The 19,615-nt window shown below is 47.4% G+C and carries 17 protein-coding genes; 2 read left to right on the plus strand and 15 right to left on the minus strand.

The genetic code is table 11. From position 1 onward, the window contains the following. Positions 1 to 25 precede the first annotated feature (25 nt). From ACYQ2L_RS13220 to ACYQ2L_RS13230, 3 genes are read right to left on the minus strand one after another with little or no spacing between them, the layout of a single operon-like run. The gene (locus ACYQ2L_RS13220; RefSeq protein ID WP_460056551.1) at positions 26 to 352 is read right to left on the minus strand and encodes a double zinc ribbon domain-containing protein; all 327 of its coding nucleotides are present in this window, start codon (positions 350 to 352) and stop codon (positions 26 to 28) included. Further along, positions 352 to 4,884: a PP2C family protein-serine/threonine phosphatase gene (locus ACYQ2L_RS13225; protein ID WP_460056555.1), complete on the minus strand. Its 4,533-nt coding sequence runs from the start codon at positions 4,882 to 4,884 to the stop codon at positions 352 to 354. The genes ACYQ2L_RS13220 and ACYQ2L_RS13225 overlap by 1 nt, the downstream gene beginning before the upstream one ends. Further along, positions 4,885 to 7,851, minus strand: coding sequence for a hypothetical protein (locus tag ACYQ2L_RS13230; RefSeq protein ID WP_460056557.1), 2,967 nt, complete (start codon positions 7,849 to 7,851; stop codon positions 4,885 to 4,887). Positions 7,852 to 7,950: 99 nt separating this feature from the next. On the opposite strand from ACYQ2L_RS13230, the gene ACYQ2L_RS13235 reads away from it, so the two are divergent. Continuing rightward, a complete protein-coding gene (locus ACYQ2L_RS13235) occupies positions 7,951 to 9,198 on the plus strand; it encodes a UPF0164 family protein (protein ID WP_460056560.1) in 1,248 nt (415 codons plus the stop codon). Here ACYQ2L_RS13235 and ACYQ2L_RS13240 read toward each other — a convergent pair. The 7 genes from ACYQ2L_RS13240 to coaD form a co-directional block, all read right to left on the minus strand. Then, a complete protein-coding gene (locus ACYQ2L_RS13240; protein ID WP_460056563.1) occupies positions 9,175 to 9,954 on the minus strand; it encodes a hypothetical protein in 780 nt (259 codons plus the stop codon). The two genes, ACYQ2L_RS13235 and ACYQ2L_RS13240, sit on opposite strands and share 24 nt — an antisense overlap. A gap of 45 nt (positions 9,955 to 9,999) precedes the next feature. Continuing rightward, positions 10,000 to 10,929 carry an ankyrin repeat domain-containing protein gene (locus ACYQ2L_RS13245; protein ID WP_460056565.1) on the minus strand — a complete coding sequence of 310 codons (930 nt, stop codon included), beginning with the start codon at positions 10,927 to 10,929 and terminating at the stop codon, positions 10,000 to 10,002. A gap of 48 nt (positions 10,930 to 10,977) precedes the next feature. Then, a complete protein-coding gene (locus tag ACYQ2L_RS13250) occupies positions 10,978 to 14,112 on the minus strand; it encodes a helix-hairpin-helix domain-containing protein (protein ID WP_460056567.1) in 3,135 nt (1,044 codons plus the stop codon). A 35-nt stretch (positions 14,113 to 14,147) separates the two neighbouring features. Continuing rightward, positions 14,148 to 14,891: a ribonuclease III gene (gene rnc / locus ACYQ2L_RS13255; protein ID WP_460056570.1), complete on the minus strand. Its 744-nt coding sequence runs from the start codon at positions 14,889 to 14,891 to the stop codon at positions 14,148 to 14,150. Between the two features lie 9 nt (positions 14,892 to 14,900). Continuing rightward, positions 14,901 to 15,134: an acyl carrier protein gene (gene acpP / locus ACYQ2L_RS13260; RefSeq protein WP_460056573.1), complete on the minus strand. Its 234-nt coding sequence runs from the start codon at positions 15,132 to 15,134 to the stop codon at positions 14,901 to 14,903. A gap of 68 nt (positions 15,135 to 15,202) precedes the next feature. Next, a complete protein-coding gene (gene rpmF / locus ACYQ2L_RS13265; RefSeq protein ID WP_460056575.1) occupies positions 15,203 to 15,382 on the minus strand; it encodes a 50S ribosomal protein L32 in 180 nt (59 codons plus the stop codon). Between the two features lie 101 nt (positions 15,383 to 15,483). After that, positions 15,484 to 15,966: a pantetheine-phosphate adenylyltransferase gene (gene coaD, locus ACYQ2L_RS13270; RefSeq protein ID WP_460056577.1), complete on the minus strand. Its 483-nt coding sequence runs from the start codon at positions 15,964 to 15,966 to the stop codon at positions 15,484 to 15,486. 78 nt (positions 15,967 to 16,044) lie between these two features. On the opposite strand from coaD, the gene ACYQ2L_RS13275 reads away from it, so the two are divergent. Then, on the plus strand, positions 16,045 to 16,728 hold the full coding sequence (locus tag ACYQ2L_RS13275; protein ID WP_460056580.1) for a hypothetical protein: 684 nt from the start codon (positions 16,045 to 16,047) through the stop codon (positions 16,726 to 16,728). Here ACYQ2L_RS13275 and ACYQ2L_RS13280 read toward each other — a convergent pair. Genes ACYQ2L_RS13280 through ACYQ2L_RS13300 form a run of 5 tightly spaced genes read right to left on the minus strand, consistent with a single transcriptional unit; the run spans position 16,711 to position 19,605 of the window. Then, a complete protein-coding gene (locus ACYQ2L_RS13280) occupies positions 16,711 to 16,893 on the minus strand; it encodes a hypothetical protein (protein ID WP_460056583.1) in 183 nt (60 codons plus the stop codon). The genes ACYQ2L_RS13275 and ACYQ2L_RS13280 overlap by 18 nt on opposite strands. After that, a complete protein-coding gene (locus ACYQ2L_RS13285; protein ID WP_460056585.1) occupies positions 16,887 to 17,261 on the minus strand; it encodes a YraN family protein in 375 nt (124 codons plus the stop codon). Before ACYQ2L_RS13285 ends, ACYQ2L_RS13280 begins: the two co-directional genes overlap by 7 nt. Further along, positions 17,258 to 18,250: an HD-GYP domain-containing protein gene (locus tag ACYQ2L_RS13290; RefSeq protein WP_460056588.1), complete on the minus strand. Its 993-nt coding sequence runs from the start codon at positions 18,248 to 18,250 to the stop codon at positions 17,258 to 17,260. The genes ACYQ2L_RS13285 and ACYQ2L_RS13290 overlap by 4 nt, the downstream gene beginning before the upstream one ends. Then, a complete protein-coding gene (locus ACYQ2L_RS13295; RefSeq protein WP_460056591.1) occupies positions 18,228 to 18,515 on the minus strand; it encodes an EscU/YscU/HrcU family type III secretion system export apparatus switch protein in 288 nt (95 codons plus the stop codon). Before ACYQ2L_RS13295 ends, ACYQ2L_RS13290 begins: the two co-directional genes overlap by 23 nt. Beyond that, complete coding sequence (locus ACYQ2L_RS13300) at positions 18,508 to 19,605, minus strand: hypothetical protein (RefSeq protein WP_460056594.1); 1,098 nt, start codon at positions 19,603 to 19,605, stop codon at positions 18,508 to 18,510. Before ACYQ2L_RS13300 ends, ACYQ2L_RS13295 begins: the two co-directional genes overlap by 8 nt. Between the last annotated feature and the right edge of the window lie 10 nt (positions 19,606 to 19,615).

The following is a 19,615-nucleotide window of genomic DNA, read 5'->3' on the forward strand; positions in this document are numbered from 1 at the left end:
TATACAGTGCTTTGTGCCTTGTCACCTATATGTTCAGGTAAATTAACACAAGCCCTGCAAATGCAATGACTAATGTTATCAGAACCACAATAAAACCAGGAAATGATACAGTGGTTTTGGCAGCTGCAGGGGGGCGCTTCCGACTTTGTTGCGGTATAGGCTGCCGGAGGTGTCCGCATTTCGGACAACCCGAGATGAAGTCGTGTTCTTTTCCGGTATGACCACATTCCGGACATCGGACGGAAGAAAACATTTTCCCGCAATGAGGGCAGATAATGCTTCCTGCAGAAACCTTATTCCTGCAGTTTTCACAAAAAAAGGCTGGAGAGATTTTTTTCTTCCATTCCTGCATTATTTTTTCCTTCGAATAGCCAGCAGTGTAAGGTCGTCGTATTGATCGTCTTCCTTCACATATTTGAATTGGCGGTATTCCTGGTCTTTATCCTTGCTTTCAACGGGGTGTGCAAAATAGGTGTCATATAAAGAGAAGGTTTTCTGCAGAAAGTTATCTACGACCCGGTCTACGGTAGCTTTGTCATCTTCTCCAGCCTGCGGATCAAGGTACATACGCATAATCTGTTCTGCGGCTATAAGTGCCAGTACCGTATTCTCTGCTGTAGGTTCAACATCGGAGTAATCAAAGCGCAGTACTTCGTCCGGAATCGGATTGTTCTGACGCTCGAGATAATAGACCCCCCTTGATTGAACGGCTTCAGTTATTCTGTGAATGCGCTCAATAGAAAACTCTTCATCACCTACTCCATCTGCATTCTGCATCTGCTGGAAATTCTGGTCACGCAAAATGCGTTTCGCTTCTTCAAGTCCGTCTGTGAAAAAGAGAACTATATCACCGATTTCAAGCTCGAAAACTGCCGGTCTGTATCCGTTCGGAATGAAATCGCTGGAGAATACACCGGCAGCCGGGGCATCGGGCATCTCATATTGCCTGGTTTTCTTTTCTAAAAATCGATACATGTGTACCTGATTGTCTCCTGCATTGGCAAGAGTCAGCCGGTTTTTCTGAATGTCGAGAATGCCGGTTGTAAGTGCCGCAAAGCGGCCTGCCAGTGCGGTGGACTCAAGCAGGTCATTTATACCAAACAGCAGCATGTCCATGTTCTTTAGTTGTTCACGGTGCTGAAGTAACAGCTTGCCGCTGAGTTTTGGATCGTTCCAGCCCCTGAAGTGGTCGAGAAAAAGAGTGGCAACCTCGACCATGATGAGTGCTGCCGACACCCCTTTACCAGCTACGTCGCACTTAATAAGGGCATATGTCTGTGGATCAAGTTGTGAATAGCTGAAATAATCTCCGGAGACAGTTTTTGCTCCTTCATAGTAGCCGAAGAATTCATAGCTGTCGGTGTCTTCTCTCCCGGTGGACAGTTTAGTTTTTCCGTCTTTCTGGGTGAGCGGAATGAACATTTTCTGAACTTCTTTACCAATTGTAAGCTCTTCGCTGGCTTCAGCTGCCTTGACCAGGCCCTGAGTCATCAAGTTGACAGATTCAGCTAGCACATGCAGCTCATCCCTGGTTTTGACCTGAATGAGGTGATCCCTGAGCTGACGTTTGTCGACGGTAGTCCGGATTACCTCTACCCCTTTCACAAGCCTGTTAATCGGGATAATAATAATGGTGGCCAGCAGCAAGGCGCCGAAGACACCGATAGTCACAGCGATCAAGGCAATAATTCCCGTGGTCCAGATAAGAGTAGATTGACTTGCTGCTATTTCTTCGAGAATCAGTTCTGTACTGACACCCAGTCGCACTGCTCCGCGGAAATACACATCTTCATTCGGGTTGCGGTACAGTACAGGTTGATAAAAAATATACTCGGTTTGATCTGCGGACAGTGCCTCTGGATCGAACTCCGGTATGCTGCGAGCCCGGCCTCCGATTTCGTTGAGCCGGTTGGAAAGCTGGGTTTCGAGCTCTGAACGCACCATATCGATTTCACGGCGCTCCAGCTCTGCTTCGGGACTCGGATCCAGTGCCAGCCGGATTATATCTGCGGTGAAATTGTCAATCTGACGGGCAATATCACTCAATGCCGCGCGGGCTTCCTCATTGATGTATTCTTCCAGGGCTGCGATTTCATCGCTGAGAGCATCCTCCAGAATTGTTTCTCCCCGGATCAATCCTTCAGTATGTACGGGATCGTTACTGGCCCAGATATAATTGAATTCTGATGCGTCCTCGCGACCCCTTCCGGTAATTGTGGCATACATTGCTTCCGGCATGACGCTTATCTGATTTGCCAGAATATTGAGCTCAGGTACATTACCTTCAGGAGCAGGTAGAAAGCCTGCGGCAGCTGATACCATTGAATCAATAAGAACCTCAACACGGTCCTGAAGCCCCTGGCTGAGTGTTCTCGACTGGGTTTCCAGCACAAACGAGCCAAGGGTTATTGCAACCATCAGTACCACGGAGGTGACAAGCAGTGCCGCAAATACAGTGAACTTGATTCTGAGTCCTGCTCCCCGCTTTGATTTACGGTCCGAGGCAGCCTGTTTGGGACCTGAAAGTTTCATAAGTTCTCCCTTGATAAGAGCTTGCGTTTCCTGACGAATCCTGTGGGCTTCATGCCTGATCTGCAGGATCTGGAATGCGGATACAACAGCAATCAGCAGCAGGAATAACAGAATCAGCCAGAACCATATACTGCTGAATGAGAAGATAATAGTACTTCGGGACAGTGCCAGTGCCCAGGATGGCTGATACTGAATCGTAAAGTCGCCGTATTTCACCGTACCGGATGCATCGATTTCGAGTGTTCTTGGCGCCTGATATCTGCCCCGTGTGCTATGTTCGAGAATAATTCTGTAGGTTCCCGCCAGTGGCCGGGGAATACGGATGTTTCTGATAAGGGTGTCACTCGGAATATCATAGTCATTATTTTCATAGCTGAAAGTGTATACATCCTGACCAGTTTCTGTGTTCTGCAGTCTGATGCTGGAAATCAGTCCGTCAGCTGAGAATCCGCGACCGCTGATCGATATGCGCATCTGGCCAAGTGCATCCGAGTCTACTTCAAGCAGACGTACGATGGTTATCGGCACATAGTTGTTCAGTGGTAGAAACAGATATGCTGGTTCACTGCGGTTTCCGACATCGTCAACGGCTGATACAGTCAGAACCCACAGACCATTGTCTTCATTGACTCTTCTGAATTCTGTCCCCCTGGTAGTAATCGCAGCAGGCGGAGGTAAAAGATTAATACTTTCTGGATCAGGAAAATCCGTGCGTGCCGCTCCGACCCGCTGATAACGCAGGCTGTAGCCAATAACATTTGGATCTCGTGAAGGTTCCCAACTTGCGGTGAAGGTATTGGATACCAGCATTCCACTGTCAGTTTTTTCCATATCATTGAACACAACCTTTGGAGGCGGTGTTGTATCACGTGTAAAAAACATGCTTGCCGGTTCAGACCAGTTGCCTGCAGCATCTTTGGCACGTATGTGCAGATACCAGCGTCCATCTATGTTTGCACTGAGCCTCAGATCATTTATAAGCGAAGGATTTTCAATTCTAGGTACCAGAGGGATTGGGTTTCCGGTCCAGACATAGCTGTAGCCGACAACTCCGGATGGATCCGACGGTGCTTCAATAGTGAACTCAGCGAAGGAGCTGCGCGATCTTCCTCCGGCTTGTATGTTTAATGGCCTGATCAACGGAGGATCTACATGCTGATCCGGTGGGATATATGCAATACGAGTCAGATTTGCTTGCCGGTTTTGCCAGAAAATATGCAGACGATCACGATTACTAACAAAATTCGGAAATGAAGCAGAGCCGGTAACACCATCATTCATGATTTCGGAAGTCCAGGCAAATCCTTCCCGTCTGGCTAGAATCAGTCTGTCTCCATCGGGCCGGCTCTGCGTCCATAGAATCATTGGTTCTGAGTCTGAATCCGGAGGTGTGAAAAAAGCAGGAGCATTGGCGTTGTTAAAGCCTGTGGAAACCTGCTCGGGGTTACTGTCCAGCAAAAAGGCATCGTTGAGCCGTCCAGTGAATACATGGCGGGTCTGGTTGGCAAATCGGCGTTCCCAAGTCAGGTAAAACTGATTGTTATGGACGGTAATATCAGGTCTCTGATTATCATAGTTATCTGCTTCTGTGCCACTCCCGGCAAAGGTTGTGACGCGAATCGGACTCGACCATTGCCCACCAGTTACCCGATGACGGATATACAGCTGATACGCTCCAGCTACGGTAGGGTCCAGAGCCTGATAAATAACCGCTTCTTTTCCATTCAGTTCTGCATAGTCAGGATTAAAGTTGAGACTGGTATTATCTGCAATTGAAAAACGTTCAAAGTCACTCCAGGTAATACCGTCAGAACTGACGGCAAGGTGGATATTGATCCGGAAATCCTGGTGTCTGTTGGTAAACAGAAGAAATCCGTCACTTGAATCAAAGAGCCGGGGCGCAACAAAGGATCCATCGGTTCTGATCCGCTGCAGTAGTTCTACTTCAGAATCAATCGAGGTAATCTGATAGATGGAGAAGCTGTCTGATTCTTCTGCCAGAGCAATAGTAATGCGATCCCCGGAGAAAACTGCGCTGAAGACTGCCGGTGGACTATCACTGCTGTATGAAATTGCAGAGCTGATACGCTTTGAATCAGCCCAATCACGGCCATCTACTGCAGTTTGAAGACGTAGATAGATTCTACCTCCACCATTTTGATTCGGTACTACTTCCTGATACAGCAGCACAAGATCATCATTCAGGGATCCTGCTGACGGAAAACGCACATTGGTTTCAGGAAATTCACGCGGGATATCAAAGAATTCAAGCGCTTGCCCGGACTGTGCCGACACGGTCAGCAGAATGAGGAATAATAGAATGCTGAAAGATCTCTGTGCTGTTCTTACCATTTATATTCCAAGTCTGGTCTCTATTCTCCGCTGCAGGTTGATAAGAGGAGTATAACGCTGATTCTGGCTTGATTGCAAAAGCTGTTGAACAATTGCATAGGCGGTAGCTATATCTCCTTGTACGAAAAGCTCTTCTGCTTCCCGAAAACGCTGTTGAGCCTCAAAGCCTATTGTAGCACTGACCTGACCACCGATTGCAATACGGTATTGGTCAAGAAGTATTATCGCATCCTGATTATTGGGATTTACCTGTATAGCCTCTTCCAGCAGCCCGACGGCAGCCTGAAGCTGTTCTCTGCTGCCTCCTGTTCCAATCTGACGGGCACGCTGCAGTAGATTGTTGCTCTGAATTTCAGCGGTCCTATCAATAGGAGCCTGGCGGATACCCAGAGTTATTTCAAGCTGAAAAATAGCAGTGTTGATCCCGGGGTAATCCGGCTGAATGGCGGCAAGGTCCTGAAGATCGACCAAGGCGGCCTGGGGATCGGATGATCTCCGTGCCATGGCGTCGGCAAAACGCGTTTCAAAGGTCTGCTGAAAGATGTCGGGATCGATCTGCTGCTGGATGCGGAGCTGGAGTACCCTCGCCTGCTGATTGAAGGGCTGGGCAGATATTACTGCATTCAGATTGTTCTCTGCCCTGAGAAAAACCTCTTCAGCCTGCAACTGCCGTCCCTGTCCAATCAGATTGACTCCTTCTGTAAAGAGTTCATTTGCGCGGCTCAGATACGGAACCAGTGAAAAATACAGTGGGCTGTCTTCTGTAATTTCACGATTGGTCTGTAGATTGAGCGCGGCTCTGACAAGACCAGTCCAGGTCCGTATTTCCGGGTTTTCATCTCCTGGATTGACAGACTCCCAGAGTTCCTGGGCATCCATCAACTGTTGCTCTGCAGAGAAAAACTCATCCTGTTGAAACAATGCCCTCGCACTGTTTATGCGCTCACGCACCTGTTCAACTACCAGGATTGTTTGTGTTTCAAGAATTTCCTCACCAAGAGAGGTGATTAATGCCTCATATTCAAGGCGGACATTTGTGTCATAGCGATAGTCCAGTGCATCAAAAAAGATATCATCTGCCCGGTTCAGCAGGTTTCTTGCGGTATCAACATTGCGCTGTGCGAGCGCTGCCCTGGATTGATTCAGGAGGTTCCGGCCTTCAGCATCTGCTTCGTCAGCAAGTCTGATTGTTTCAAGAGCTTCTTCCTGTAAGGATGCGGTCTGTGACAGGATCTGTGACCAGCGCGAGGAAAGATCCGTAGCGATTTCCTGCTGCTCGATCAGAACTGTCGATTCAGCAGCATCGTCCGGAATAAGTTCGAGATAAGCAATAAAATCTTCAAGCAGGCCAGCATATTCCTGGAACTGGCTTTCAAGCTCATTCAGGCGGATAACAGCAGTCTGGGGATATCTGCGGACTACATTGATAATATCTCCATCCTGATCGACTTCCTCGGAAACACCTCGTATTTCATCCCTGGACTGAATGATTATATCCTCGAAAGTGTTGAAGGCCGTCAGCAGCGGGTCGTTCCGCAGTTCTGCTGAGGCAGCAAACAAGGAAATCTGCGAATCGAGAATTTCGTTTTCCCATTGCACGAGACGCTGCAGATATTCACTGGTAAATTGTGCTGTGCTTTCTGTCTCGATTTCCGGCTGCCATTCAGCCTGCAGTGTACGGGAAATTTCCTTTGCTTCCTGCAAGGATAAGGCATCATCAGCAAGCTGGATATGATCTTTGTCGATCTGAACTGCCAGATCTGAAAAGTTGACAAGGTTCTCACTCATGACGAGGAACCCTGCCGAGAATTCCTGCAGCGCAATACTATCGTAGAGCCGGCTTTCTCTTCCGGCAACTATTCTTGCAGTGTCTTGGAGAGATCCGCTTTCCTCGTGTATTCTGATGAGATACTGTTCGAGTTCTTCTATTCCCGCGGCATAGTTCTCAAGAGCTGCCCATCTATTTATTGATAAATCCCAGTCCTGCTGATCAAATGCGGTCAGGGCTTGATTTCTGAAATTCACGGTTCTCTCGATAGCCTGGCTTATGAGAACATCCAGCTGTTCCTGCATCGCAAGAACTGCAGCCCCGGCAATTCCTTCAGGTGTCTGGGCATCCCGCCTGCCGAGCGCGAAACGGTTAAGAAACACCAGATACCAATCCTGCTCGAGTTCCTCGTTCAAAAGAGGTACTATCTGATTTTCTTCATCGAGTAGATCAGCAAGCTCAACGATCTGCACCCGTGCAGAAATGAGTCGTTCAAGGAGGGGGTCGCTCTCCTGGATTATCTGCTGAATATTGTTTTCGGTTTCAACCTGGTTTAACAGCGAAGGAAAGTTTTCAAGGAATAGACTGCTGGCAGCAAGAAGTTCTTCCGAGACGGACGCGAGTTCACTCGCGAGAGCGAGTACCCTGTTCTCGAAAATATTGCCGTATCCTTCTTCAAGGAACTCTTCCTGGAACAGATCAAAACCCGATAGGTAGCGCTGAACTGCATTGTTGTATTCACTCTGTGCAAGGAACGCTGCGGACTCTTCCATTATCTCGATAAATTCTGTCTGGTTGAAGCGGAAGCGGACAGTTCTACGGGCATCGCGTACCTGTTGGGATGTGCGGGGATTCGGAAAACGGTCAATAGTTTCCATTCGTTCGATTATTTCAAGTGCCCGTGCCGAATTGTCGGGCTCCTCATCGAGAGACTGAATAAGGTTTTTCATTTCCTGATTGTATTCACCCCGGACTGCAGATATCTGCTGAATAATTCTGACTGCTTCCCAAATCCGTTCCGGGTCATCCTGTACTGCTTGTGCTACCAGCTCCAGTGCTTCGTTATAGCGCTGTTCCTCGGTCAGTTGACGTGCCTGGCGTATGGGGTCCTCTCTGACACCGGATGCATACACCTCTCCCGCAGATGTAAAAACCAGTAAAATGAGAAAAAAAACTGTGTGCAGTTTCAGATGAAGCAATGCACCTCCTGCATTATGTATCGGAATACTTTGTATAAAGTAAAACAACGATGTGCACACATAGAAACACTTTGTGTTTTGTGTATATATTATAAGGAAATGAGATGCCTTGTCGCCGCCGTGTTATTTTACCTTCTCACATTCAATATATCACTGCAGCATATATATGCACAGGATTTTGCATCGTTTTATGATCTTCTTGTCGGGATATTTGAACCATATCAGGACGAGAACACAGGCTTGACAACAATGGCAAGTCTCAAGATCCCGATCGGTGGTGAATATGCTGCAATGGCGACGGCCAATACCGCTCTGGCACAGGATATTTCATTTATGGAATCCAATCCTGCCGGTAGTGCCAGCCTTAAGGAAACAGAACTTGGAGTATTTCATCGCGACCTTATAGATACTGCTTCTCTCGATGGTGTTATGTATACACGCAGATGGAACAACCTGGGTATGGGAGCAGGAGCAAAAATTATACATGTTCCTTTTGAAGGTATAGATGCGAGCGGACGCGAGACTGGAGGAGGCAGGTATATTGAATCTGTAGGCGGAGTAAATATTGCCTATAATGCTTTTTCCGGTTTCTACTTTCATGGTATTTCTATTGGTGCAAATATCAAGTATGCCTTGAGAGTCGTCCCTGAAATCATTGCTCCGGGACAGTCAGCAGCAACTGCCCTGCTTGATGTCGGTATGTTGACACGGTTTAACTTTCTGAAATTTTTCTCTGCCAGAGAGCGTAATCTTTCCCTCGGCATAGTTATTAAAAATATCGGCCCGGATGCAAAGGCAGAACCTTTGCCCAGCCTGATTCAGGGAGGGATAGCATATGCACCGATCAGACCGCTTACAATTGCGGCCGACTACATTCACCCGATTCAGCTTTTCTCTGATACTCCAGCGGAAAGACCGGGGTTTGCAATAGGTCTTCGTGCAAATATTACACCTTTTCTGCGTATGAACGGGGGATTCAGTCTGCAGGGAGGGGCACCACGTCTCGTAATCGGAAATCAGATCGATATGGGGGACGTCCGTATTGCAGCAAGCTATACCCTGGACTATACCACACAGTTTACCCATCCCAATAACTTCAGTGTAACAGCCAGTCTTAATCTGGGAGATCAAGGCAGAGGTGCCGTACAACGCCAGACGGAAAGTCTGTATCTTCAGGGACTCATCGCATTTTCAGAAGGAGAGCTCGAGCTAACAATGGCCTTGACATCTCAGGCCCTGGCGCTTAATCCACGTTTTGATCCTGCCAGAGAATTACTGCAGCTTGCAGATGAATCACTGCAGCTGCAGCGTGAAATGGAAAGTTTAGAAACGCTCGGGGATAGCTGATTTCTTTTTCAGAATATCTGATACGATGAGAAGCGGAACATCATTCTTCATGTTTCTTGCCCGGTCCAGTATCAGCTCCAATGCACCGGGGCTGCTTTCCTGCATATCGCTCAGAAGGCGGTCCAGTTGTTTTCCCTTTGTCGTTTGTTTTATCATCTGTGCGGCAATATCCCTGTATATATCAGCATTCTCCAGAGGGATGTCATAGTGCTCTCTCAGCTGCTGCCACTGCTGCAGCTGCTGTTCAGGACTGCTGTCTTCAAGGTTTGCAATCATGTCTTCTATTACAACAAGTCCGGGCAGTTCTGAAAACCTGATTTTATCTGCATTCTGTCGTAATTCCAGGCGTTTTCGATGGACCTTTTCGCTTGTGTTTTGGGCTCTGCCCAGGGCAATGAATGTGAATACCGCCGCGGCAGTGCTGATTATAATCTCATCCAGCAGAGGGACGGGAGTCAGAATAATAAGAGAGGTAAAGAAAAAAATCAGCATAAAAACAAAAGAAGCAGCGAGAAATTTCGGAATGAACATCCGTTCGCGAACGTGGCGCTTTACCGCTGCGTCCAGTCGTCGATACAGAAATTCACGGTATTGTAGCACATCATCGACTGAAGGCTCTTTTCCGTAATATCCTTCAATTTCGGAGTTGCTGAGGTGCTCGATGAGTGCATCGGGGTCGTGGAAGGGATCAAGAAAGATGCTCTTGCCATTGCTTCTGTGAACGTGGTAGATATTCACCGTTTTTTTTCTGCTCATTGGATCTAGTCTACTGACCTGGGACTGTGTCGTCAAGCGAGGCAGCTATCCTGTTCTGGATGACAGGATGCTGTCTATGCGAGTGGAAAGCTCTTCGTGGCGAAACAGCTTGGCATATTTCCCGGCCGTCATACCGAGCGCATCAGTTATTCCTGGATCTGCTCCATAATCAAGCAAGAGATTTGCCAGATCAATTTTTCCTTCACCGACAGCCATCATCAATGCTGTTTGCCCGCTTGCGCTGGCTATGTCTGGATCTGGTTTGTACTCAAGAAGCAGGGCTGCAGCATCTTTATCACCCAGGGCGGCCGATTCCATAAGCGCTGTGGTCTGCCTGTCTTTTCCTGTGAGGTTTATATCAGCACCGGATTCCAGCAAGACACGCATAACAGAAGTATGCTGATTTCTGGCAGCAAGATTCAATACTGGAACTCCTGCTTTATTGCAGGTGTCCGGACTGAAACCAATCTGTATAAACCATTTCACAGCGGCAGACAGGCCTTCAGTACTCGCTGACACCAAGGCTTCCTCAGTCAGCGGATATCCCATAGCTGTGAGTTCATTTTTTGCCCGCTCTATTTTCTGAACAGCAAAATCAATTTCCTGTTCAGCCAGAAATTCGGAGATTATGGCCTGTTCAGATTCAAGTATCGGATTATGAGCTGCGAAAACCGGCAGATACTGAAGCAATTGCTCTGCAGTAATACCATCGGGAAAGTAATAAACCGGCACTTCCCTTCCCGATGTGTATCCCTGCATATATGAGAACCATCGGGATGGAATACTGTTCTTCCGCAGGACAAGCAGGAAATGGGTCAGACTTCGCAGATGAAAGGCAAACTCTTCACCGTTGATATCTTCCCAGTTACGGGTAATATGATATGCCGCACAGGGAATGTTTTTGCTGGAGATCAGCTCAACAATTGACGTAATACTCTCTTTAGGTGCATCCGAATAAATAATTCCAACTTTCATCTGTATTAAAAGATATCGGACATTTGCCGCTTTTCCTTACATCATTATTTATAATTCAGAAATCAGATGTAGAGTTCTGACTTCGAGAACAGCAGTCGAGCGGTCAACATTCACATTTCCTGTGGCGGCATATATTGCACCCCAGTGCATGATAGGGAAATACATTGCATAGACGTCCGGAAACAGTACCGCTTCAGTAATTCCGTATTCATCTTCAAGGCTGATAAATTCCATAGCCTTCTTGTGACGTGTCAGCACCTCTTTGGCAGTTATCAGAATGCCGGCCAGTGCAACAGTCCGCCCTGAATAGTGAATTAGCTCTTTCGATGAAACAACCGGAGTACAGGAATCATGTAATACATTTTCTCTGTGTAATCTTTTTCCGACAGATTGTTTCAGCCACTCCGTAATACGCGAACGCAGAGGAATTACAGGATGCCTGCTGAGAAAAAATCCAAGAATTGATGCTTCATCTCTGATTTTCTGCTCTGGTGGATAGTCGCTGATACCTCCGGGCGGAGATATCAGCGAGGGCAGCAACTCCTGCTGTTTCCGGGTGTGCTTGCTGTAAGCATACAGCCACATGAGCTGTGGGCGGGTAAAATTACCTGCTATTGAATCACAGGATCCACTACGCACAAGCTGGCGTGCTTCAATAGCTGTCAATTCGATGCGACAGAGAAAATCATGGAAATCGTGAAAACGGCCCCTGCTGCAGCGTTCGTGTACTATACGTGCAATTCCTGGTTTTGAGAGCAGCTGTACAAAGGATAATCCTGTTCTGAGGGATCCGTTTTCAATGCAGCAGAGTTCATGACTGTGATTCACATCGGGCGGCAGCAGTGAGAACCCTTCGCGTTTCACTGCATGCAGGTATGTCTGAGAAGCATAGAAGCCACCGCCGTTATTGATGACTGCACAGAAAAATTCCAGTGGATAATGCATTTTCAGATATGCAAGGCGATAGCTGACCAGGGCATAGGAAGCACTATGTGCCTTGCAGAATGAATATCCTTCAAATGATAGTATCATTTTCCATAATTCTTCTGCTGCCGATACCGGAACATTCTGCAATCGGCAACCCTCAAAAAAACGCTGTTGATACGTGCTTATCTTGTTTTTGTTGTCTTTTCTGCTTAATACTTTTCTGAGCGTATCTGCCTCACGGGCAGAGAAGCCAGCAACTCCTATAGCAATTCTGGAAACGTCTTCCTGATATACCATAATTCCGTGTGTTTCCCTGAGCACATCATTCGCGAGCGCACAAATATGCCAGGGTTTCCCGTTGAGCCGATCAAGATACTCATTGATCCATACATTAGCGGCCGGTCTGATAATTGAGCTGGCTACGACTACATGATCGAAATCGCCCTGCTTCATTTTTTTCAGGAGCAGGCGGGTTGCTGGTGATTCAATGTAGAATATACCAAGTGTGTCCCCGCTTTCGATGAATCGCTGTACCTGCGTATTGCCCACCGGGTCGAAATTCTCCCAGGTTAATTGTTCCTGTCCCGTTGACTGCAGCCGGGATAATACATCCCGTAGAACAGCCAGGGAACGGTTTCCGAGTATGTCAATTTTTACCAGCCCGGCATCTTCCGCCGCATCTTTTTCCCATGCAATGACCGGGAATCCGGTTGCGGTCATTTGAATGCTGCTGAAGCATGTAATGTGATCAGGGCATATTACAACGCCCCCGGGATGGGTTCCGATGTAACGTGGAAGTCCCCGTATTCTTCTGCTGAGACGCAGAAGTATTGCTGGAATTTCACTGCTGTCACCCCGCTCTATCTGTTGCTGCCACTTTTTTATCTGACCAGCCTGAAATCCGAGGGCCATTGCTGTTTCTCTGAAAGCAGATCTGGATGCAAAGGTAACATGATCAGCAACCATGGCGGCGCGGCCGTAATAACTGTTGAATATGTAGCTCAGGGTTTTGTGACGCTCATCCCAGGGGAAGTCTATATCTATATCCGGAGGATCTTCACGCCCTTCATTCAGGAAACGTTCAAAAAAAAGATTGAATTTCAGCGGATCAACATGTGTAATCCCCAGTAGATATGACACAATGCTCGCAGCTGCGCTGCCCCTTCCACAGGTGCGGGGAAACTGGCTGCAGATATCGTGGACGACAAGAAAGTACGAGGAAAATCCTTTACAGTAAATAATTCCCAGTTCTTTTCTCAGCCGCATCAGGATCTGATCCCGTAGAGAGCTCCCGGTGGATGTGCTCTCACTGGTGGTGAAATCTGCAGGACTTATTCTACAGCCATAACGCCTCAGTGCTCCTTCTGCGCACAGTTCTGCCAGGCGCTGCTGTTCTTCGGAAGCACTCATGCCCATGAAATCAGGGAAGATTGTCGGGGGATGCAGGATCTGAATGTCATCACAGGCTTCGACAAGCAGCCGTGAGTTCTCCAGCGCTTCGGGTGATGCCTTGTAGAATGAAAGAAATTCCGTGGCAGCAGGAATTCTCTGATCCTCTCCTGGCGGGACAGTGCTCCAATCCTTCGGCAGTATTTGTCGCTTGGCAATGCAGTAAAGCAGCTTTGCTGCATCCTCATCACCGGGATTTATCCAGAAATTACCATCAAAACAGGCGATCAGTGGCAGATCAAGTTCTGCAGCCAGCATGCGCTGCTGATATTGCGGTTGTCCCCACGGCAGCGCTACAAAGAGGTCAAGGCTGTTATTGCCGCGGGTATTGTGTTTCTCTGCAAATTTACGGACAAGATTTTCATCGGAAATAATCAGGCTGAGACCATCCCATCCGTTTTCCAGCAGATCCTTTGAAGCTGAGTAACCTGCCAAGGGCTGCAGGATTTCCGGTAATCTGAGACCATCAGCTCCATGCAGCTGCGGGTGTGATGCAGCTGATATCCGGGTCAGAATTGAACACATTCGTGCATATCCGATACGGGTGCGACATACCAGTTGAATAGCAGGACTTCCCTCCGGATGCAGAATCCGGGCGCCAATCAGCACCGGCATATTCAGCTCTCGGGCACTTCGGAGACAGCGTATGAGTCCGTATATATTATTATTGTCCCATATTCCAAGAGCAGAAGCTCCTTGGTCACGGGCATAGGAACACAGCTCTTCGGGTGAGTGAACGCCCTGTAAAAGAGAGAATGAGGACCTCAGTCCAATGGCTATGTAAGATGAATCATTATTGAGCTGCATATACTATACATTTGTATAGTATAGCGTCAGGCATATCAAGCATTTTCGAAGATTTTTTCGTAGGCTTCTTTGGCAACTGCCCGTTCGGCTTCCTTCTTGTTTTTTCCCTCGCAGGGGCCAAATCGATGATCCTGGAAACTAACTTCGACCCAGAATGTCCGATCATGATCAGGTCCGCTTTTTTTGGTTATGGAATACCGTGGATATGTCTTGTATTCCTTCTGTACGCGTTCCTGCAGAAGGGTCTTGAAATCCTTGCGGTGTCGGTTCTGCATGACTTTCTCTATTTCAACAGACAGGCTGGAGAGAATCAGTTTTTTTACTGTCAGAAGATTACTGTCCAGATAATAGGCTCCGATTACGGCTTCCATAGTATCCGCAAGAATCGCTTTTTTTCTGCGTCCGCCGGTCTGCTCTTCACCCTTGCCGATAAGTAGATATTCATCGATCTTCAGCTGCAGGGCCATTTGAGCCAGACTTTCTTCGCTTACAACGAATGACTTGATACGTGCCAGGTCACCTTCATTGCTGTCAGGAAGCAGCTGATACAGGTATTCAGCTATTACGAGACCAAGTACAGAGTCACCGAGAAATTCAAGTTTTTCGTTATTTTCAACCAGCGAAGGATTTTCGTTGGCGTATGACCTGTGAGAAAAGGCCTGGTGAAGGAGTTCAATTTTTTTAAACTTTATTCCAGCATTCCGCTGAAAGACAAGCAGCGACTTCTTCCGTTCGGCAGAAATCGCTGCATGTACGAGATTGTGCTTTTTATTCAGCACGGATATCTGTTACTGCTGGCTCTTGATGAAATCCAAAGCGTCTTTCACTGTTTCCAGCTCATTTGCTTTTTCATCGGGAATAGTGATACCAAGCTCTTCTTCGATAGCGTATACAAGCTCGTAGGTATCAAGGCTGTCTGCGCCGAGATCCTGTCGGAAAGAAGATTCGGGAGTAATTTTTGACTCCTCAACTTCCAGCTTGTCAGCGATCAGCTTTTTGACCTTTTCAAATATTTCATCCATCGTATGCCTCCTACTTGATTCCTAATGCATTTTTCTGTGCCTGGGCACATTCCACGCGCACGCGGATTTTAATCGAGATCAATAACCTGTTTACCCCGATAGAAACCGGAGGTCAGATCAACACGATGACGGCGAACTTTTTCACCTGACTCAGGACTGGTGATCAGTGTTGGTACGGCCAGCTTCGAATTGATTGCTTTGCGGCGACGTGTACGCGCCTTTGAATGTTTTTTCTTTGGTACTGCCATATCGGTAAAACCTTCCTTGATTATAAAACTAAAAGAATAACAGAAAGGAATGTAGCTCATACAAGAACTTATGTCAAGCATGTCGGTCGGCGACCGACAAACTATTTCCCTAGTATTTTCTCTTTTAGTGCTTCTGCAACGCTAACAGGAACCATCTTGGAAATATCTCCCCCAAAGCGTACCAGCTCTTTTATGGACGATGAGCGCAGAACCAGGTACTTTGAATCAGTTGGAATAAATATGGTTTCAATTTCTTCGTCCAGTCCCCTGTTCAGTATAGATAGTTCAAACTCGTAATTAAAATCACCCAGCGCACGAACTCCGCGGACCATAACCCTGGCGTTCATTTTCTGTGCACATTCCACGATAAGTCCTTCCCATGGAATCACTGTAATATTAGGAAGATGGCTAACAAGATTATTCATCATTGCACAGCGTTCGTCTGCGGAAAACATGTACTGCTTGGATGGATTGATGGCTACAACCACCGAAATAGAATCGAAAATTCGCGATGCACGTTCAATCAGGTTTATATGGCCATATGTCGGTGGATCATATGAGCCGGGTATCAATGCGTTTACCATTCGCTAACATTACCCTTGCTCAGGCTGCAGGTCAAGCATCACTTTACATATTCAGGTGCGGGTCGTAGTATTGAATATATGTTGTGTATAAGGAAGCCTTATCTGATTCCGTTCATTGTATTCCTGTTTTTGCTTACCTGCGGCGCACAGCTGTACAGCGAGCCATTCATGCCCGACTGGATCCCCTTTCAAAGTCAGGAAATACGGCCTGACAGAGCGTCAGAACTCCCGCAGGCTGCTGCGAATCTGTTCATTACCCAGATCCGGTCTAATGATCCCTTTCACATGTCAATGGCAGTCTCAGGAATAAGGAATCTGGTTGAGGACAAGGTAGTGGCTGCCTATGATCCGGCTGTTCAGGATCTTCTGCTGATGATTATTTCCCGCGCCGAACTTTCAATAGCCAGAGATGCAGTCTCGGTAATGGCGGCCGGAGGTTATAATGCCAGAGATCAGCTATTACTGCTTGTCAAACAGAACCCTGACAGTGTGGTGGCTGCTGAGGCAGCATTTGCACTTCAGGGGATAGATATTCATCGCAGCGGCCAGGAAATCCTGGTTCAGCGCCTTCGGATAAACCGCAATACCCAGCAGGACAACAGACTGGCATATGCACTTTTACTACTTGCTCATGAAGAGGCTGAACGCCGTGACATCATCGATCCTCTTATTGAGGAGTTGATCAATCATGCGGTTTCTTCGTTTGTCTATGATGTAAGAAGGAAAGCTATGGATATTGTCCGTCTACTGGAGGAAAAGTGAATGGCTGTACGCGCTCAGATTTTCTTCCGGGTCCGGCAGCAATTCTCTGGCAATAAGTTCAGCGAGCCGTTCGATGGCAGCAGAAACATAGAGTTCATCCTGGATTTTCTGCCGTAGATCATCCAGTCTTTTTTCCTGCATTTCTTGTTCTTGAGGATCTACCATGCTTCATCAGCTCCCTGAAACGCATTTGCATAATGTCTGAGTCCGTGTTTACCGCTGAGAAGTATAATATCAAATCTGATACTACGCTCGCGGTACTCGGGATGCTCAAGCAGAAACAGCTCGGCTGTACGCAAAATATGCTGCCTTTTACTCCGTGATATTACACGGCTCAATTCTTCGGGGGGCAGGCTTGTCCAGGTTTTTACTTCGGTGAAAACCAGACAGTCGCCCTCCATAGAGATAATATCGACCTCCCCGCCGGTTCTTTTATAGTTCTTTTCAAGAATTTTATGCTGATTTGCCATTAGATATTCCGCAGCAGCCGATTCTCCCCAGCTCCCCTGAATATTCGCCCGGCCTTTTTTCATGCATGTTCCGTATAGGAGATATCCTGGAGTTGTTCTCTGTTGATAGGTCGGGCAATAAACATCCGCTTTTCATCACGCAGATCTATTACAGGACCCTCATCCTCTACATATTCCTGGCCTTCATGACTGATCATTATTTTTACCTGTGGTCGCAGCGGAGTATCCGGATGAATCTCGATCACCCTTCCAATTGCACTGTCATTTAAAAGCACCAGGCACCCTCTGGGGTATATTCCGAAGGTCTGAATAAAAACCTTTATTATCTCTGGATCAAAACGCTGCCCATTGTCCCTGAGGATCGCACGAACAGCATTGTAGCCGTCCATGCTGCTTCGGTATGGACGGGTGCTCAACATAGCCTCAAATGCATCGGCTACCGCCACAATCCTGGCATTAAACGATATATTGCTCCCGTTCATTCCCCTGGGGTATCCACCGCCGGACCATCGCTCCTGATGATGCAGAGCAATTATTCCTATATCATCCGGCAGTGATAATTCCCCGGTGATTATCCGGTATGAGTGTGATGGATAGGTCTGAATAGTCCGTTGTTCCTCTTCACTAAGGCTGCCGTCCTTGCCGAGGATCTCTTCAGGGATCCGAATCATGCCGATATCGTGCAGCAGAGCGCCTGTGACAAGGTCATTTAAATCGTTCTGATTATAGGAAAGCCGCTTACCCAGCAAGGCAGTTATACATGCAACGCAGACAGCGCTGGATGAAAAGTCGCTTTTCCCCTGCATTCCATATAATATGAATTGCTTCATATCGCGTTCAATTCCCTCTATATCATGAATAATCGCCTTACTCAGACCTCTGGCACTGTCGTTATTCACCACACCGCGCAGTTTCAGAGCGGTATACATTTCAGCAAATTCAGCACTGTAGTTGCTCATAAGCAGACTGATTTTCTGCATTTGAGGTGTCTGCAGAGGTTTATTGAGGAATGATTCTGATCTGTTCTGTTCAGTCGTTTTGTTTTCTTTCATTGTTCGATAAAGTATAAACGAAGCTCAGGAGACGTGCCAATGGTTCGTAGAGATTTTCTGGAATCAGATGATCAATCTCCAGTTCATATAGTCTATCTGTCAGCTTTTGATCCTGAATTACCTTGATTCCGTGCTTTTCTGCAATTTCAAGTATTTTTTCTGCTCGATGCTGTGTCCCTTTTGCAATGACAAGCGGGCATGGAAGATCCTTTGAATAGCGAACAGCGGCTGCCTTCAGCCCTCTATTGGCTCCGGGATTATCCATATGCATCCACCTTGATCATTCCTGTATTATTTTCTTCGTATCCGGCATCGATATGAAATCCATCCCAGTTCTCAAGTACCCTGATTTCATCAGGCAGGGTGAAGCCGCTGTCAGCGACAGCAGTTCTGAGTTTTTCCAGAAGCCCGGATTTTTCTCTCCCTGAAGATGCGGCCTGGTCCCATAAGACCTCAAGCTGCTGACTGGGGTCATTCTGATTCCAGAAGAAAATCCATCGCCCCCATTCAGGATCAGCCGATTCTGCACTCAGAATAGTCAGACCAGGTGAGCCGGATCCCAAATTAATCCTGATATCACCATGGACCGAGTTCAGATCAAGTTCAGAGTTCCCGAAGCTAAAGGGGACAATCAGCCAGGATTCTTCGGTACTGCCCTGAATACTGTTCAAAAGCTGATACCCTGCGGAGGAAGGATCGACAGATTCCTGTTCGGCAGGTACGAACAGAAACACATCCTGTTGTATATGCTCGCTCTGTTTTTGATCCTGCTGCAGTCGTGAATCTTCCTGGCGTTCCGGCTCCTGCCAGGTTTCCTGCTTCTGGAGTCTTGGGCCAAGGAGGGAAAACAGAATTTCATCGGGGACCTGTACCCCACGATCTGTAAACATTGCTATTAACCTCGAAATTTCGGGATAGCGCTGACGGACAGAAGGGAAATCACGCAGCAGCCGTCTGAGCTGCTGAAGTGCCGGTAAGGTGTAGTTCTCTGACAGAGGCAGGCCAAGCTGCATAAATATTCTTATCAATCCGCGATAGGCCTCATTGTGCTCGGTGAAACCAAGATCCTGCAGCAGGAGCTGTATGCTATCCGGTTCCTCCGGCGGATGCAGAAGACGGAATATAAGTCCATCACTGCCCTGCTCGACCTTCATTTCGAGACCAGTGCTTTGTGAGAGTTCAAGTAGGTTGTAAGTGGATGCGGCGGAGAATCGTCTGGATCCTACCTGCAGGAGCCAGAGATTGTCAGAAAGGGGCCGAATTACCTCGGCCTTGATTACTGCACCGGGACGGATACTGTCAGATTTTTTTTCAGGAGATAAAAACACCCGTAAAAAGCGCCCGACAGGATCCATACCAGTATGC

This window comes from Spirochaeta dissipatitropha (assembly GCF_054657935.1).

Excerpts from the sequence above, each read along its gene's own strand:
- ACYQ2L_RS13220 (WP_460056551.1), bottom strand. The coding sequence starts at position 352 with ATGCAGGAATGGAAGAAAAAAATCTCTCCAGCCTTTTTTTGTGAAAAC.
- ACYQ2L_RS13225 (WP_460056555.1), bottom strand. The coding sequence starts at position 4,884 with ATGGTAAGAACAGCACAGAGATCTTTCAGCATTCTATTATTCCTCATT.
- ACYQ2L_RS13235 (WP_460056560.1), top strand. The coding sequence starts at position 7,951 with ATGAGATGCCTTGTCGCCGCCGTGTTATTTTACCTTCTCACATTCAAT.
- ACYQ2L_RS13240 (WP_460056563.1), bottom strand. The coding sequence starts at position 9,954 with ATGAGCAGAAAAAAAACGGTGAATATCTACCACGTTCACAGAAGCAAT.
- ACYQ2L_RS13245 (WP_460056565.1), bottom strand. The coding sequence starts at position 10,929 with ATGAAAGTTGGAATTATTTATTCGGATGCACCTAAAGAGAGTATTACG.
- ACYQ2L_RS13250 (WP_460056567.1), bottom strand. The coding sequence starts at position 14,112 with ATGCAGCTCAATAATGATTCATCTTACATAGCCATTGGACTGAGGTCC.
- acpP (WP_460056573.1), bottom strand. The coding sequence starts at position 15,134 with ATGGATGAAATATTTGAAAAGGTCAAAAAGCTGATCGCTGACAAGCTG.
- rpmF (WP_460056575.1), bottom strand. The coding sequence starts at position 15,382 with ATGGCAGTACCAAAGAAAAAACATTCAAAGGCGCGTACACGTCGCCGC.
- coaD (WP_460056577.1), bottom strand. The coding sequence starts at position 15,966 with ATGGTAAACGCATTGATACCCGGCTCATATGATCCACCGACATATGGC.
- ACYQ2L_RS13275 (WP_460056580.1), top strand. The coding sequence starts at position 16,045 with ATGTTGTGTATAAGGAAGCCTTATCTGATTCCGTTCATTGTATTCCTG.
- ACYQ2L_RS13280 (WP_460056583.1), bottom strand. The coding sequence starts at position 16,893 with ATGGTAGATCCTCAAGAACAAGAAATGCAGGAAAAAAGACTGGATGAT.
- ACYQ2L_RS13285 (WP_460056585.1), bottom strand. The coding sequence starts at position 17,261 with ATGAAAAAAGGCCGGGCGAATATTCAGGGGAGCTGGGGAGAATCGGCT.
- ACYQ2L_RS13290 (WP_460056588.1), bottom strand. The coding sequence starts at position 18,250 with ATGAAAGAAAACAAAACGACTGAACAGAACAGATCAGAATCATTCCTC.
- ACYQ2L_RS13295 (WP_460056591.1), bottom strand. The coding sequence starts at position 18,515 with ATGGATAATCCCGGAGCCAATAGAGGGCTGAAGGCAGCCGCTGTTCGC.
- ACYQ2L_RS13300 (WP_460056594.1), bottom strand. The coding sequence starts at position 19,605 with ATGGATCCTGTCGGGCGCTTTTTACGGGTGTTTTTATCTCCTGAAAAA.